This is a genomic window from Thalassospira profundimaris (genome assembly GCF_003326795.1).
In the GTDB taxonomy this organism is placed as follows: Bacteria; Pseudomonadota; Alphaproteobacteria; order Rhodospirillales; family Thalassospiraceae; genus Thalassospira; species Thalassospira profundimaris_C.
Genome location: NZ_JPWI01000001.1, coordinates 705097 through 721618, shown reverse-complemented (window position 1 = coordinate 721618; position 16522 = coordinate 705097). Strand labels below are relative to the sequence as shown.

At 56.1% G+C, this 16522-nt stretch carries 14 protein-coding genes; 4 read left to right on the top strand and 10 right to left on the bottom strand.

Features of this window, described 5'->3' with window-relative positions:
- Positions 1 to 17: 17 nt before the first annotated feature.
- The 3 genes from TH30_RS03385 to TH30_RS03375 all read right to left on the bottom strand — a co-directional run bounded on the left by TH30_RS03385 (position 18) and on the right by TH30_RS03375 (position 4190).
- A complete protein-coding gene (locus TH30_RS03385) occupies positions 18 to 482 on the bottom strand; it encodes a PaaI family thioesterase (protein ID WP_114096642.1) in 465 nt (154 codons plus the stop codon).
- An 824-nt stretch (positions 483 to 1306) separates the two neighbouring features.
- A complete protein-coding gene (locus TH30_RS03380; RefSeq protein ID WP_114096641.1) occupies positions 1307 to 2137 on the bottom strand; it encodes a substrate-binding periplasmic protein in 831 nt (276 codons plus the stop codon).
- 223 nt (positions 2138 to 2360) lie between these two features.
- Positions 2361 to 4190 carry a DEAD/DEAH box helicase gene (locus TH30_RS03375; RefSeq protein ID WP_114096640.1) on the bottom strand — a complete coding sequence of 610 codons (1830 nt, stop codon included), beginning with the start codon at positions 4188 to 4190 and terminating at the stop codon, positions 2361 to 2363.
- Positions 4191 to 4580: 390 nt separating this feature from the next.
- Here TH30_RS03375 and TH30_RS03370 point away from each other — a divergent pair, with 390 nt between their 5' ends.
- Positions 4581 to 6251 carry a methyl-accepting chemotaxis protein gene (locus tag TH30_RS03370; RefSeq protein ID WP_114096639.1) on the top strand — a complete coding sequence of 557 codons (1671 nt, stop codon included), beginning with the start codon at positions 4581 to 4583 and terminating at the stop codon, positions 6249 to 6251.
- 105 nt (positions 6252 to 6356) lie between these two features.
- Here TH30_RS03370 and TH30_RS03365 read toward each other — a convergent pair whose 3' ends face one another.
- Together TH30_RS03365 and TH30_RS03360 are read right to left on the bottom strand one after the other, a co-directional pair.
- Positions 6357 to 7217 carry a prephenate dehydratase gene (locus TH30_RS03365; protein WP_114096638.1) on the bottom strand — a complete coding sequence of 287 codons (861 nt, stop codon included), beginning with the start codon at positions 7215 to 7217 and terminating at the stop codon, positions 6357 to 6359.
- Between the two features lie 102 nt (positions 7218 to 7319).
- Positions 7320 to 8066: a 3-deoxy-manno-octulosonate cytidylyltransferase gene (locus TH30_RS03360; protein ID WP_114096637.1), complete on the bottom strand. Its 747-nt coding sequence runs from the start codon at positions 8064 to 8066 to the stop codon at positions 7320 to 7322.
- Positions 8067 to 8427: 361 nt separating this feature from the next.
- Here TH30_RS03360 and TH30_RS03355 point away from each other — a divergent pair, with 361 nt between their 5' ends.
- From TH30_RS03355 to TH30_RS03345, 3 genes are all read left to right on the top strand, one after another.
- Positions 8428 to 9051: a c-type cytochrome gene (locus TH30_RS03355; protein ID WP_114096636.1), complete on the top strand. Its 624-nt coding sequence runs from the start codon at positions 8428 to 8430 to the stop codon at positions 9049 to 9051.
- Between the two features lie 187 nt (positions 9052 to 9238).
- Positions 9239 to 10021, top strand: coding sequence for a histidinol-phosphatase (gene hisN / locus TH30_RS03350; RefSeq protein WP_114096635.1), 783 nt, complete (start codon positions 9239 to 9241; stop codon positions 10019 to 10021).
- Between the two features lie 112 nt (positions 10022 to 10133).
- Positions 10134 to 11351 (top strand): cation:proton antiporter, encoded by a 1218-nt coding sequence (locus tag TH30_RS03345; RefSeq protein WP_114096634.1) that lies wholly within the window; start codon positions 10134 to 10136, stop codon positions 11349 to 11351.
- A gap of 102 nt (positions 11352 to 11453) precedes the next feature.
- On the opposite strand, the gene TH30_RS03340 is transcribed toward TH30_RS03345, so the two are convergent.
- The 5 genes from TH30_RS03340 to TH30_RS03320 form a co-directional block, all read right to left on the bottom strand.
- Positions 11454 to 12143, bottom strand: coding sequence for a LysE family translocator (locus TH30_RS03340; RefSeq protein WP_114096633.1), 690 nt, complete (start codon positions 12141 to 12143; stop codon positions 11454 to 11456).
- Positions 12143 to 12640, bottom strand: a complete 498-nt coding sequence (locus TH30_RS03335; RefSeq protein WP_114096632.1) for a DinB family protein — start codon at positions 12638 to 12640, stop codon at positions 12143 to 12145. The genes TH30_RS03340 and TH30_RS03335 overlap by 1 nt, the downstream gene beginning before the upstream one ends.
- A 33-nt stretch (positions 12641 to 12673) precedes the next feature.
- On the bottom strand, positions 12674 to 13633 hold the full coding sequence (locus TH30_RS03330; protein WP_114096892.1) for a DMT family transporter: 960 nt from the start codon (positions 13631 to 13633) through the stop codon (positions 12674 to 12676).
- 126 nt (positions 13634 to 13759) lie between these two features.
- Entirely contained in the window at positions 13760 to 15910 is a 2151-nt protein-coding gene (locus tag TH30_RS03325) for a potassium/proton antiporter (protein ID WP_258548589.1), read from the bottom strand.
- 145 nt (positions 15911 to 16055) lie between these two features.
- A complete protein-coding gene (locus TH30_RS03320; protein WP_114096631.1) occupies positions 16056 to 16517 on the bottom strand; it encodes an Lrp/AsnC family transcriptional regulator in 462 nt (153 codons plus the stop codon).
- Positions 16518 to 16522: the final 5 nt, after the last annotated feature.

Below are 16522 nucleotides of genomic sequence, written 5' to 3'. Positions count from 1 at the left end.
TTGATCAATCTTTGGAATTATGCAGCGCTATCCAATAATTCCGGCGGCAGCTTCATGACCTTGAGCGTCTGAAGCGAGGTGGCGCACAGAACCGGTTCGTTATTCCTCATACCAAAGATATCGATGCGGGTAACAATGATCGACCGACCGCGCGAGACGACCTCGCCGACCGCACGCAACTGGTCACCCTGACCGGGTGCGACGATATTGAGCTTGTATTCGATGGTCAGCATCCCCTGATCGGCCTCGACCAGACTCCAGCCGGCAAATCCACCGGCGATATCGGCCAGACCGGCAATCAGCCCGCCATGAAAATAGCCATTATGCTGGATCAGGTCGGCCCGCGACGGCACAACGACTTCAACCCGGCCCGGTTTGACATCGGTGACACGTGCCCCGATCGACAGATTATAGGGCTGCTGGGCAAAGCGCTTGCGCACTTCGGCATCAAAATCGGGATTTTGCGGTTCGAACTGAGCCATGTCGCGGTCCTGACAATAAAGCAATCCACCCGTCTCCGGGGGCACCTGAGGGATGCGACTCTCTTGTAGTTAACGTTAACGTTAACGTCAAATCAAATCCGCATAGCTCTACCAATTTATCCGGGACCGAAGTCATCCGGCATCAAGCGTCAGGTTCAATGAGCCGGGCATCATAACACCGGGCACCGGGCCCGGGCATCGGGCGTCGGGCGTCGGGTGGCTGGTGCCAAGTGGCGGACGGTCGGATACAGAGTGCTGAGTGCTGAGTGCTGAGTGTGAGTGACGAGTGGTGAGTGGTGAGTGGCGAGTGGTGAGTGGTGAGTGTTGCGTATCGACTGTTGAGTATCGAGTGCCAAGAACAGAGTGTTGAATACCGGTTGCTGAGTGTCCGGTACTACCATGGCGGCGCGTGCCGAGTGCCGAGCGACCGACGCCCCGCCCTGTGCCGGGTACCCAATACCAAGGGATATGGGTATTGAGCGTTGGGTCCTGCATGCCGGAGCCGGTTGGTTGGGGCTCGGGCGGAAAGATGGAAGGCTTCGGATGTTTGCGGCACGCGGATAATAGAGGATCGCTGGCAGCTGACGGTTGACATGGTCTGCGCACGAAGGGTTTTTAGCGGAACCAGCCTATGATCGACGGCTAACGGCGGGAGGTGTGTGGCGGCTTACTGACGGCTGAGGATTGTCGGCTGGCAGCTGGTCGCCCGTATCACAAACCTGTTGGCGCGGACATTGCCCGTCAAACCAAGACGTTTGTCTTGCAGACGCAATTGCACCACCGACCAAAGTCCGGTCGGGCGATAGCAGCGCGGAAAAGCTGGATTAATTGGTGCTCTCGCCCCAGCGCTGGATGCTGGCTTCGAGCATGTCTTTCATCGCATCTTCGGTAACCAGTTTGAGAACGGCCCGGTTAATGCGTCCCCGCAAGGCGCCGGTATTGCAGGCGGATTTATGGGACATGGTCAGATAGAGATTCTCGGTACTGACCGGGGTATCGTAACTGCGGATATTGGTGATGCGCTGACGCGCAGCAAATGCCTTGCCGGGGAATTCTTCATAGATCAGATATTCACCGCGATTATAGGTCAGCATCTTGAGCCCCTGTTCAAGGCTGGGGACTTTGGTGATGCTGAGATTTTCGACCGCATAGGCATCAAATTCCTGACCGAAACTGTTATCGATCACAGTCAGACCTTCGAGTCCCTGAAGATCGGACCATTGCCGATAGTTGAGATCAAGATTGTCCAGCGTCCAGATGACGGTTCGCGTCCCCTGAAAGGCGGGGAAAAAATAGTCCATATATTCAAGACGCGCCGCCGTCAGGAAAGCACCGGCAATCATATCAAGCGTGCCTTCCTGCATATTGTGCTGTACCCGGCTCCAGCTTCCGGCCTGAATGACGTCGATCTCCACGCCTGCGAGTTCGCCAACCCGTTTCAGGAAGTCTGCGGCAGCACCATCAAGTGTGCGGCCATCCCCGGATTTCCAGAGATAGGGCGGATAGTCCGGATTGCCCGACGCAATAAGGCGAGTGCAATCGCGCGAGCCATCCGCATTCAAGGCATAGTGTCCGGCCTGATCATCTGCATAAGCGGCATCAATCCCGGATATCCAGGTCAATGCTGTGGTCAGGATAACCAGGATCCTTCTCATGCAGGGTCAACTCCTTGTTGCCTCGGCTGTCGCAACTCGAACTATACATATGTGGGTATACGCTACGTAAATTTCCCCACTAAGGATAGGTTCTTTGACAAAATTCTATATCTGTCGGGTCCGAAAACTCAATCAAAAGTAAAAAAGCCGACTGAAAACAGCCGACTTTTCCACAATCTGAAATCCTGATTCCGATGCAGGTTCTACATCAGAGCAGGCAAAATTACGCCGAACGGCGTTTCATGCCCTGGCTGCCACCGCGGCCTTCGGAACGGCGCGGGCGATCACCAAAATCGCGGCGAGCACCATCACGGGCACCGGCACCATCACGACCGCCTTCACGCGGACGGAAGTTGCCGCCACGATCACCGCCACGCGGCTTGTCAGCAAAACGACGTTCTTCACGGTTGCCACCTTCGCCACGGCCTTCGCCGCGCGGACGGAAGTTGCCACCACGATTGCCACCGCGTTCTTCGCGATCACCGCGCGGCGCACGATCATCATTGTCAAAACGCGGTTTGCGATCATTGCGGAAGTCACGGTCATCACGACGCGGACGATCCGCGAAATCACGACGGGCACCATCACGACCAGCATCACGACCAGCATCACGCGGTGCGCCATCACGGCCACCAAAGCCGCGTGCTGCGCGTTCGCCTTCGCCACGGAAACCACCGTCGCGGAAGCCGCCATCACGGGCACCGTCACGACCGCCGCCGAAACCACGACCGCGACCAGCATCACGACCACCTTCACGGGCGCCATCACGACCACCGCCAAAGCCACCGCGACCACGGCCGCCATCACGACCGCCGCCAAAGCCGCCGCGACCGCCACCGCCACCGAAACCACGGCCACGACCACCGTCACGGCCACCACGACCACCTGCGCCAGCACCGCTTGAACGCGGCGGCGGGGCAGCATGGAATTCGTGATCTTCGTCGATGTCGACTTCCTGTTTGATCAGGCGTTCGATGTTGCGAAGCAGACGAATGTCACGCGGCTCGCAGAACGAAATTGCAGTACCTTCGGCGCTGCCACGACCGGTACGACCGATACGGTGAACATAGCTTTCCGCATCCTGCGGCAAGTCATAGTTCACAACATGGGTGATACCCGGAACGTCGATACCACGTGCAGCAACGTCGGTTGCAATCAGAACCGGGAACTGACCATTACGGAAGTTGCGCAGGATCTTTTGACGGATGCGCTGCTGCTTGTCGCCATGGATGGCATCGCTGTCGATGTCTTCATCGCGCAGCTGGAAGGACAGCTCGTCGGCATCTGCCTTGGTTTTGGTGAAGACCAGAACACGTTCTGCATCATCACGCTTGAGCAGCTGTACCAGCAGTTTGGTTTTGTCGTGACGTTTCACGAACATGCCAACCTGGGTCACGCGCTCGGTCACGCTGGACTGCGGAGCGGTTTCGACCTTGACCGGATCCTTGAGAAGACGGTCGGTCAGGTGTTTGACTTCCGGCGGCATGGTTGCCGAGAACATCACCGTCTGGTGTTTGTTCGGCAGCAGTTCAGCCACGGTCAGAACGTCTTCGGAGAAGCCCATGTCAAGCATACGGTCGGCTTCATCAAGGATGAAGACTTCGACATCGTCGAAACGAACCGTGTTGCGCGACATGTGGTCAAGAAGACGACCCGGGGTCGCAACCAGGATATCAACGCCACGGCGCAGTTCCTGAATCTGCGGGCCCATCGGCGAACCACCATAGACAACAGAAGAAAACAGGCGGATGCCTTTTTTGAAATCACGCAGGCACTGGCCGATCTGGGTTGCAAGTTCGCGGGTCGGCGCAAGAATAACAGCGCGCGGCTGACCCGGTTTCGGGCGCAGCGGATTTTCAGCAAGACGCTGCAGCAATGGCAGGCAGAATGCGGCAGTTTTACCACCACCCGTATGGGAGATCCCCATAAGGTCATGCCCTTCGAGAAGTGCAGGAATCGTCGCAGCCTGGATTTCGGTCGGCGCGGAGAAACCGGCAGCTTCAACATTGCGCAGCAGGGGCTCGATGAGTTTGAGCCCTTCAAAATTCGTCATAAAGGATAGCCCTTCGTTTATCCGGTCGGCGCCATGTTCACGCCTATGGTGCCTGCTCAAACGCAGTCGAGACCGGTGCATGGCAAAGCAGCCACTGCGTCGGACCTGCATGAGAGGCAAATGATGTGAGGCCACGACGTCATCACGTCGTAACCGCCCTCGCCTTTTTCATACAGTTCCTGACAGCTGATTCTGTCTTTGCAAGCGAAGGAATGAGCCGGGTGATACAGGTGTCTGGATCAGAAGTCAATCAAAGCCCGCGCCGGGCAGCCATGCAAAAACGCGCAGTAAAAAAAAGCAGATCACAAAAACGTCACGCCCGACTTACGGTTTCGTTTACATTTTAGCGCCAATAATTCAATCGCCACAATCGCTTGTAAGGGGAAAGTTATGCGGTTCCGGGTTGTTACGGGAATTTTTTCCATTCCCGCTATTTGTCTTCTTGTGCTGCTTGCGATCATCGCGACAGTCGCGCTGAATTATCAAACCAGCCTTCGAAACGGCAAGTTCGAACAGATTTCGCATCTGACCGAAGGTGCAGTGACCATCGTTAACAGTTATGTCGCCAAAGCCAAAAGCGGCGAAATGACTGAAGACGAGGCAAAGACCGCGGCACTCGCCATCCTGAACGCCTATCGGTTTGACGGGGCCAACTATATCTATGCGTCTGATTACAGCCACTGCATGGTGCTTGATCCGCTCAGCCCCGAAGATGTCGGAAAATGTAATCCCGACAGCAAGGTGCGTAACATGATCGTCGATACTGCCAAGGCAGGCGGCGGCATTATCACCTATGAAACCAAGAAACCCGGTGAAGGTGACAAGCTGATCGAAAAGGCCGCTTACGTCCGCCCGATCAAGGACTGGAACTGGGCGCTTGGTGCCGGTGTCTATATGGATGACGTCCAGACCGAATTCCTGCGCATCATTCAGCATATTGCGATTATTTCCGTGATCGCCATCGTGATTGCCGGTGTTCTGTCCTGGTTTGTCGGCACCCGGATCACCAAAAGCATCGTCGGACTGAACAGCGCCATCCGCACGATTGCCGAAGGCGATTACAAGGCCCCGGTCGAAACCGAGTCCCGGTTTGTCGAGATCGGTGACATGGCAGCCGGTGTTCTGGCATTGCGTGACAAATCCGCTCAGGCCCAGCAGCTTGAGGCGGATGCTGCGATCCAGAAAGACCGCGCCGAACAGGAACGGCGCAGCAATATCCGCGAGATTGCCCAGAAACTTGAAAGCGAAGTCGGCGGGATTGCCGGTGCTGTTGACCATTCGGTTCAGCGCAGCAATGAACTGGCGATCAGCATGGCGCACAATGCCGACGGCATTCTGGGACAAAGCCAGCAGGTGGCATCTGCGGCCGCAAACGTATCGCAGAATGTCGATGCCGTTGCTGCCGCGACCGAGGAACTTTCATCCTCGATCACGGAAATCAACGTTCAGATTTCCCAGATGTCGCACACGGTCGAACGGGCAACCGATGAAAGCCAGAGCGCATCGAACGATGTTGCCGGCCTGTCCGAGACGGTCGACAAGATCAAGGAGATCATTGGCCTGATCAACGATATTGCCGGTCAGACCAACCTGCTTGCGCTGAACGCCACCATCGAGGCTGCGCGTGCGGGTGAAGCCGGAAAAGGCTTTGCGGTTGTGGCAAACGAGGTCAAAAACCTTGCCACCCAGACGGCAAAGGCGACGGATGAAATCGCCGCCCAGATCAATGACATTGTTGACGGCACCGAACGTGCGGTAACCGGCATTTCGCGGGTATCTGAGACCATCGAACAGGTCCGCACGGCCTCGACCGCCATTGCAGCCGCCATCGAGGAACAGGGGGCGGCAACACAGGAAATCTCGGGCAATGCAAACCGCAGTGCGGATGGCGTCAAACAGATTTCCTACAGCGTTGATGAAACCATGAAGAACGCGCAAAGCACGACCGATGATGCCGAGGAACTGAAATCGGCATCGGCAGAACTTTCCAGCCGTTCTGCCGAACTGACCCAGATCATCAAGCGGTTTTCTGGCGATCTTCTGAAACAGGCCGGGGATTGATCCCGCCCGACATCAAAAGACTTGTCGTAGAAGAAGGGCCGGACGATTTTTCGTCCGGCCCTTTTCATGTCCGATATTGTCCGGAATCCCGGGCACGCCCGATGATCATTCCGCCGGAAGGTCATTTTCCTTTCGGAACGGGTGGGCCGGATAAACACCGAGAATACGGACTTCGTGCGAGAAGAATTGCAGTTCTTCAAGCGCGTGGCGCAGACCAAGCTGTTCGGGATGGGCTTCGACCTCGGCAAAGAACTGGGTCGCGGTGAAATGGCCTTCGACCATATAGCTTTCAAGCTTGGTCATGTTGATGCCATTGGTGGCAAAACCGCCCAATGCCTTGTAAAGGGCGGCGGCAACGTTGCGAACCCGGAAGACAAAGCTTGTCACGACCGGCGAGCCGTCATTGGGGAGTTCAAGCGGTTCGCGGGCCAGAATGATAAAGCGCGTCGTGTTATGGGCGGCGTCTTCGACCTCGGTGCGCAGAACATCAAGGCCGTAAATTTCAGCAGCCAGAACCGGTGCAATGGCGGCAATCGATTTGTCGCCGCGATCGGCGACTTCCTTGGCACAACCGGCCGTATCAGGGCCGACCACCGCATTGACGCCCAGCTCCTTGCGCAGCTTGCGGCATTGACCAAGGGCGTGAACGTGGCTGTGGATTTCCTTGATGTCTTCGATCTTCGCACCGGGTACTGCGACCAGCGCATGGTTAATGCGCAGGAAGGTTTCACCGATGATATGCACACCCGATTCCGGCAGGATGTGGTGAACATCGGCCACGCGTCCGGCAAGGGTGTTATCAATCGGAATCACCGCCAGTTCGACGTCGCCTTCTTCCAATGCGCTAAAGGCGCCTTCAAAGGTCCTGTAGGGTACTGTCGTTGCACCCGGAAAGGCACGACGGGCTGCCTGATCTGAATAGGCACCGTGCATTCCCTGAAAAGCGATCCTTTGTTGCGCAGTCATCTGGCTGTTTCCTGAAGTGATATTAAAGACTTGTTTTGGCCGCCCTCAACAGACGGCGGCCTGATAGAAAACCCCAATTGGGGCCCAAACTCAATTCAATGTTTAGGCCTTGCCACCCAGAACCTGCCGGGCACGTTCAAGGTCTTCGGGGGTATCAACACCCAGCGGCACACCATCGACCAGCGCCACCGCAATCACCATGCCGTTTTCAAGGGCGCGCAGCTGTTCAAGCTTTTCGCGACTTTCAAGTTCGGCGGGCGGCAGGGATACGAAACGGTCAAGGGCCGCACGGCGATAGGTATAAAGACCGATGTGATGATAAAGCGGACCATCGCCATAGGGTGCGGTTGCGCGCGTGAAATAAAGCGCGCGCGCCACACGGCCGTTGCCAAAGGCCGCGACCGCCTTGACCACATTTGGATTGGTGCGTTCTACATCGCGGGTGATTTCAGCAGCCAGCGTTGCAATATCGACCGCCGGATCATTGAGCGGTTCGAACACGGCACGAATATCCGCCGCATCAATGGTCGGCAGATCACCCTGCACATTGACGACTGCATCATATTTGCCTTCGGGGTCGAAGGTCTGAAGGGCCTGATGAACACGATCCGAACCGCTTGGCAAATCCGGGTCGGTCAGAACCGCGATGCCGCCAGCGGCTTCGACCGCATCGGCAATTTCCTGTTCAGCACAGGCAACAAGGACCGGGCCGATTCCGGCCTCGGTTGCGCGACGCCAGACCTGAACGATCATGGGTTCACCGCAAATATCAGCCAGCGGTTTGTTCGGCAGGCGCACAGAGGCCATACGGGCAGGAATTACAACAACGGGATTGCGCGGCGTCGACATTTTGGAGCTCCGGTCAGGCATAATTTCCGTGTGTTTGATCTTGCGCAAAGCATGCCGTAACGGCGCGATGGCAAAACACGGCTGAGAATCGGCCCGACATTAGCCGGTTTTTGGGGGATGGCGAAAGACGGAATCGCTTTTCGAAGGTCACTAGACGAAAGTTTTAAAGCATCCGTTTTCGCCTTGGTGTTTAAGAAAGGTTGATGCAAATCTCTGAAACGTATAGTTTCCCACCGACCAGTTTTGCCTGCGGTGACGTTTGTGATTCTCAAAATTGAGGATTGTCAGGGAGTGCATGGGCGAACTGACCAAGATTATAATTAGAAACCTGAGAGTGATTAGGCTGTAACGGGGTCCCGTCATGAACACGATGGAAATCAACAAGATCGTCGCCGGAGTCATCTGTGCCGTACTTCTGGTAATAGTTGTCGGCAAAATTGGGGGCGCGCTGGTTCATCCCGATGAACTGGAAGCACCGGTTTATCCCTTCTCCGAGGATCTGATGGCGGGTGCGAGTCCCAATGCCGCAGCAGCATCGGCCGAGCCGGCCGGACCGGAGCCAATTCTTGCCATGTTGGCATCGGCTGATCTTGCCGAAGGCGAGAAGGTCTTCAAGAAATGCGCATCCTGCCACGATGTCGAAAAAGATGGCCCGAATAAAACCGGCCCGAATCTTTATGGAATTGTCGGTGCGGCCTTTGCGCATAAAGGCGACTTCGCCTATTCGGATAGCATGGCGAACCATGGCGGTTCCTGGGGCTTTGAGGAGCTGAACGAGTTCCTTTACAAGCCGCGCGATTACATTGACGGCACCAAAATGAGCTTTGGCGGCCTGAAAAAGGCATCGGACCGTGCTGCGGTCATTGCCTGGCTGAACAGCAAGTCTGACAGCCCGCTGCCATTCCCTGATCCGGCAGCTGCTGCTGAACAGGGTGCTGCAGAGGAAGCAGCTGCGCCTGCTGAAGGCGAAGCCACCGCGCAGTAACGGCACGGTCAAAAGTTTGAAACTGACAGATTTATCTGATCAGAGATTGATTTTTCACAGGGGACAGGTAACTGTCCCCTGTTTGCTTTTTATGGCCCGTTGCAGGCCATGAGCGACAGCATCCCTTTATGGCGGGCCAGTTGATGGCGCGCATTCTCAGGCCAAACTCACACAGGACTGCGCTTTGATGGAAAATCTCGACCGCTTTCTGGAAATCGCCCACAAACTGGCAGATGCTGCCCGCCCGGTTGTGCGCAAATATTATCGCACCCCGGTTGCGGTTGATGTGAAAGCAGATGACAGCCCGGTGACGATTGCCGATCGCGAAGTCGAACGGACCATGCGCGATATCCTGAATGCGGAATTGCCCGATCATGGCATTTTGGGCGAGGAACATGGGCGCGAGAATGTCGATGCCGAATATGTCTGGGTGCTTGATCCGATTGACGGCACCAAGTCATTTATTTCCGGCAAGCCGAGCTTTGCGACCCTGATTGCGCTTTGCCACAATGGCAAGCCGGTCATGGGCCTTATTGATCAGGCGATTACCGATGAACGCTGGGTCGGTGTGATGGGACAGCCAAGCACCATGAACGGAACGGAAATCAGCGCGCGTGAATGCGAAACGCTGGCCAGTGCGACCTTCTTTACCACCGCACCCGAACTGTTCCGCGACAAGGCTTTTGATGCCTATCAGGCGGTTTCAAAACAAAGCCGGGTCGCAATGTATGGCGTTGATGCCTATGCCTATGGACTAACCGCACTTGGACTTGCCGATACGGTGGTTGAGATCGGTCTTCAGGCCTATGATTTCTGTGCGCTGGTGCCGGTTGTCGAGGGTGCTGGCGGTGTCATGACCGACTGGTCAGGCAAGGAGCTTACGATTGAAAGTGCCGGTGACGTGGTTGCCAGTGGCGATGCGCGCTGTCACGCCGAGGTTCTTGCCACCATCAAATCCGCGATGGCCTGATCATCTTCTGCCCCGGACATCGGCCAGACAGCAGGGGAAACCGTCGGAGTAATTGTTATTTCACGGTTTTTCGGGCACACTTGCGCGATGCAACAACCAGTCGGATCGGGCGATGTTTGAGTGGGTGATCATCCTTTTTCTGGGATCGGGTCTGGTTTACGGGCTTTTTTCGCGCCGCTTGCAACGGCGTAATATCTCGTCCCCGATGATGATGGTTTTGTCCGGTGCGATCATCGCATTGCCGCTTGGCATCTGGCATGAAGCACCGATGACGGCACTGAGTGGCAGCATTCATTTTGCCACGACATTCGCCGAGATGACCCTTGCGATCATTCTGTTTCTTGATGCTGCGGTTCTGAATTTCCGCAAGGAACGGGCGGCCCAGACCCTTGCGACACGTCTTTTGCTGGTCGGGTTGCCACTGACCATTGTTGCGACCTGGGCCTTTATCGTTGGCATTGATCCGACCATCGGTCTGATCCCCGCCCTTATTCTTGCACTGATTGTCAGCCCGACCGATGCCGCCCTTGGCCGTCCGGTGCTTGAAAATACGGATGTACCCGAAGCGGTGCGCCAGGGGATCAATATTGAAAGCGGGCTGAATGACGGGCTGGTGCTGCCGGTTTTTACCACGGCGGTTTTGCTTGAAGCCAATCTCTTGAGCAACGGGCATCAGGGCTGGGTCAAGGATGCCTTGCTTGAAATTTCCATCGGGGCGGGCATTGGCATTGCCTGCGGCTTTGTGCTTGGCAAGATCGTCAACCGGGCCGTGACGAAAGACACAATCATTGACCGGTTTGAACGCCTGCTTGGCGTTCTTGCCGCCCTTTTGATCTATCTTCTGGCTGAACAGCTTGGCGGGAACGGGTTTGTCGCGGCCTTTGCCGGGGGGCTTGCGCTTAATATCTCGAGCGACCGGGTGCGCGACACGATTGAAAGCTTTGGCGAGGCCGAGGCAGAGCTTCTGACCATGCTGACCTTCTTTGTCTTCGGGATGATTGTTGTCCCTGCGGTCTATGAAAACTGGACCTGGACGATGCTGATCTTTTCAATCGCAAGTCTTGTCATCCTGCGGCCGCTTTGTGTGTGGATCTGCATGATCGGATCGCCCTATAGCCTTGGCGAGAAGCTTTATATCGGCTGGTTCGGGCCGCGTGGCATTGCGTCCGTGATCTATATGCTGATCATGGCGACACTGGTCAGTCCGGCCCATTTCATGCCGCTATTTGCCGCAGGCACCATGATCATTTGCATCAGCGTTGTCGCCCATGGCATCAGCGCCGCACCGGCATCAAATGCGCTTGTGCGCTATCTGTCGCGCAAATCCTGATCCGGGCAAGTGGGGCGGCGGGCAATCGGGCCCCTTGCCTATAACCTCTCACATTCACGTTTGACGCCCAAGCCCTTCGCCGGTTCTGGATCGATGGCCTGGCTATTGCTGGCTCAGGGCCAAACGTGCGCCAAGGGCGATGAACATCGTGCCCAAGGCGCGTTGCAGCCACATGCCAAGTGCATGCATCTTTTGCGCCTTTCGCCCTTTGCGTGCCTTTATCCGCATGGCGGCGGCTGCCACCATCAGAACAATGGTGCTTTCAACCAGAAGCCCGATCAGATTGACCATGCTGCCGAGCACCAGAAACTGCAGGGCCCCGTCGCCCTGCGCCGGATCGACAAATTGCGGCAGGAAGGCCATGAAGAAAATCGCGACCTTGGGATTAAGCACATCAATCATCACGCCCTGCCGCCATGCCTGAAAGGCGGTCATTGGTCTGGTGGAAATCGTGATTTCGGGGGGCGTTTCAGCATCCCCGCCGCCCGATGACTTGCGGGCAAAGCTTGCGCGCAGCGCCCCGATGCCCAGCCACACCAGATAGGCCACCCCCACCCATTTGACGATGGCAAAGGCAAGGGCCGAAGTTGCAAGGATCGCCGACAGGCCAAGGGCCGCAGCCAGCACATGAACAAAGGCCCCCGATACCACGCCAAAGGTCGAAAACAGCCCGATCTTACGCCCATGCACAGCCGTTTGCCCGACGATATAGGCCATATCAGGCCCGGGCGAGATATTGAGCAAAAAGGCCGCAATCAGAAACGGCGTATATTGCACCAGAAGATCGGTCATCAAAGCTGCTCACGGGCGTAATAGATCAGATCAATCTCAAGCACCTTGCCACCGGCCTCAAGCACCATGTTTGAAACCTGTCCGCGATGGTGGGTCTGATGGTTGAACATATGCCCCAGAATCAGATCGCGCGGCATGGTATAGGCTCCGGCCAAAACGGACTGATAGGTCAGATCGGATGCGATGATATCCGCAGTCAGACCATCGGTGAAATCAAGGATTGCCTGATCCTGTGTGATGCGCGCTTCGCGCAATTCATCGAAATCGTCAAACAGGATGGTATCAAGCGGCATGGCAACCGGATCGCCAACCAGACGCGACAACCACAAACGATCACCGACCAGAATGTGGTTTAACGTGCGCATGATCGATGGAAAGAACGCCCGGCGCGGCGCATCAAGTTCGGATGCAGGCAGGGCTGCACAGGCCTCATAAACATGCCGGTTGGCCCAGGCGTTATAGCTGGCCAGTCGCTGAAAATAGGCGACACTGTTCATTCTGATCTCCGCTTGCGGGCGCATATGACGCGCTCAGGGCTTCACACTGCCAGGATTGGTGGCCGGGTTGATCGCCGGTTTGGTCGCCGGGGCGACGGCAACCTGTTCAAGAACGGTGGCTGCCGGTTTTGGAACACGTTTGGTCAGAATAACCACATTGCCGACCAGTGTCAGGCCAACACCCCAGATGATATGCGACGTCCAGTGGAAATCCTCAAACCAGGTCGAGAGCAACAATGCGACAACCGGGAACATCACCGAACTGTAAGCCGCCCGGTCCGGACCGATCCGGCCCAGAAGTGTAAGATAGAAACCAAAGGCCAGAACAGAACCAAACAGCGCCAGATAGACCAGTGCGGCGATGAAGCCCGGGCTGGTGTCAAAGGTGACCGGAATACCGGCAAGCCCGATATAGGCAAAGAGCAGGATCGAGCCATAAAGCATTCCGAAGGCATTGGCCTGCATAACCGGCACACCGCGTGCATGGTTGCGTGCGGACGCCATATTGCCAAGGGACGCGATATAGGCCCCGACCAGCGACACCAGAAGGCCGATGCTGCCGCCACTTGCCAGATCAAAGGCAGCAAGATCATCGGCAAAGACCAGCGCAATCCCCGAAAGCCCGATCATCGCCCCGATCAGGGTGCGGGTTTCGGGACGGCGGCGGAAAAAGATCACGCCATTGATCATGTTCATGATGACAATGGTCGAAAACACCACGGCCAGCAGACCTGATGTCAAATGCACACTGGCGACATAGATCAGAACATAGTTCAGTGAAAACAGGCAAACGCCCAGAACAGCCATGAAGAAATGGTCACGCAGGGAAAAGCGCATCGGCAAACGACGGACCAGACACCATGCCATCAAAATCAGTGTCGCCAGCGCAAAGCGCAGGGCCACTGCAACTTCGGGCGCAACAGAAAGCTGATACTGAATGGCAATCCAGGTCGAACCCCAGATCAAGACGACTGCCGCATAAAGACCGAACATGGCCATGGTGCTCCAAAAGAATTGAAGCGGCAATTTAGGCCATATTTCAATCCGCACCAAACCAGCTTTTTTGATCCATGCATTAGGTGAGCTAATCCAAACTCACCCAAATTAATGCATGGGGCGTCAGGTTTTGGCGACCTTGTCTTTCGGATTGTCCGGTTCGGTCTTTTTGCCGGATTTTCGGGTTTTTCGGGCTTCGCCGGTTTTGGCAGTTTCGGTAGTTTCAGCAGGTTCCGCAATTTCGGCTGCTTCGGCTTTTTCAGCAGCTTGCGTAGTTTCGACGGCATCTGCGGTATCAGCGGCTTTTCCGGTTTCGGCCAGGTCGTCAGGAGCGGCCTTGTCGCTGACAGACGGAGCGCGTTGTTGGGCATCATCTTCGCCATGGGTCGCGGGGGTTGGTTCCGCCGGATCGGAATTGTCATCGTGGCTCAGGGATTTGACGGTGCTTTCACCGCGCAGTGCCAGGTTCTTTTCCGCGCGCTTGCGCTTCTGCCAGTCCTTCCAGATTTCAAGAAGTTCCGAACGCGACTGGAAGATCGGAATACGGCGTTTGGGTTTGGCTTTTTGCTGCTCGACCGCAAGGCCGACCTCGATCACGCCATGTTCGTCATCGGTCCGGCGTACGATCAGCTCGACCGTGCCATAGGCAACGCGATCGCCCAGTTCGACATCCCCGGCAAGATCACGTTTCAGGATATCGGCCACGGTCAGTCCGGCATCGTCTTCATCGACCGCAAAACCGTAAAGGCGACCGATATCGGAAATATGGGTATCGGGCGGGAAGCTGAAATCCCCGAACAGCTCGACATCATTGGCCCCTTCGGCCGGACCGGCAAACAGCTGATCGAGCAGTTCGACATGACGGGGCGGGGTGATGATATAGACCTGATCACCGGCCTGAACAGGGCCCGCACTGTGCGGGCGCAGCGACGCCCCGTCACGCAAGATCAGACTGGGCCGTGCCCAGCGCGGAATGCGATGGCCGGTGGCAACCGCACTGGCTTCATGCACGCGATACACAACGATTTCCTGATTGGCATTGCCCGGCAATTCAAGATCGATACGATCCACCGGCCCGTGGCGCGGCGGCACGATGATGCCAAGCCACTTGGCAACGGACCGGATTGTCCAGCCCTGCAACAAAAGCGATGTGATCACGACAATGAAGGCGGTGTTGAATAGAAGCTGCCCTTCGGGCACCCCTTCGACCATCGGCACAATCGCAAGCAGGATCGAGACCGCCCCACGCAAACCGACCCACGAAATAAACGCCGTGTCATTGCGCGAGAAATTGAAAAACATCAGGCACAGCCACACCGCCACAGGCCGCGCAATAAAGACAAGAACAAGGGCCAGAACCACACCGGGAATGATCACCGCGCCAAATTCGGACGGGGTTGCCAAAAGGCCGAGCGTGACAAACATCGCGATCTGGGCAAGCCAGGTGGTGACATGCTGAAAACGCCGGACGCCGACGCTCATATTCATCTTGCTGTTTCCGGCAAACAGACCGGCGACATAAACCGCCAAAAAGCCGCTGCCGCCCAGAATACTGGTCGCGCCAAACAGGCTTAGCGCACAGGCCATGGTAATGATCGGCACCAGTCCCGGTTCAAGCTTGATGCGGTTGATCATCTGAACCAGTGCATATCCACCTGCCAGACCAAACACCGCGCCAAGGCCGATCTGAAGAACAAAACGTTGCAGCAGTTCAAGGGCAATATTTTCGCCCCCGCCAAGAATGATCAGCTCGACCAGTGAAATGGTCAGAAAGACTGCCATCGGGTCGTTCGAGCCCGACTCAACTTCGAGCGTGCTGCGCGTGCGATCACGCAGATTGATGCCCCCGACCCGAAGCAGGAAAAACACCGCTGCCGCATCCGTCGAACTGACAATCGCGCCAAACAGAAGGGCCACCAACCATGGCACATCAAGCACCAGCCAGGTTACCGCCCCGATCACGCCCGTGGTAATCATCACCCCGAAGGTGGCCAGCACCAGTGATGGCCAGGCGGCTATTTTTAACGTTCTGAGCTGGGTTTCAAAACCGCTGTCAAAAAGGATCAGGGCCAGCGCAATCGAACCGATAAAATAGGCCAATGGCGCATTGTCAAACATGATGCCGCCAATGCCGTCTTCGCCCGCGCCAAGACCGACAAACAGGAACACCAACAGCAAAGGCGCACCGACCCGGAAACTGACAAGGCTGGTAAAGACTGCGACCACAACCAGAATCGATGCAATCAGGATTACCAGATTCATCGATTCAATCATGTTGGGGGCTCCTTGATCAGGTGTCTGGGACTGGGTTCGGCTGGCTACTCACAAAACAATCATCGCATCAGATATTTAGGAAATTATGACTGCGTAACCCCATAAGCGGTTTTTTCGCAAAATAAATCAATTTCCCGCCATGTGATCAGTCTGTTTCCAGTTGCGCCGGAACAAACATTGTTTCTTTTGCCGTAGACAGGGCAATTTCCGGCAAAACTTCGACAACGCCGGGCATTTCCTTGATCGTGTCAGAAACAAAACTTTCGAGATGTGCCGTGTCACGCAGGCGAAGCTTGACCAGAAAATCAAACCGCCCGGTCATATGATGGCATTCAAGTACCTCGTCAGCCTTGATGAGGGATTTGACCAGTTTCTTGTTTCCCTTGGCCGGATCGGTCCTGAGCCAGACCATCGCGGTCAGCGAACGGCCAATGGCGTTCGTATCAACCGCAATCTTGTAGGCTTGGATAATCCCCTGTTCGCGCAGTTTGCGCACACGATCATTCACCGCAGAAACCGACAATCCGACCTTCGTTCCCAGTACCGAATAGGATAGCGATGCATCTTCCTGCAGGATGTCGATCAATTTGCGATCAATGGCATCCATGTAAT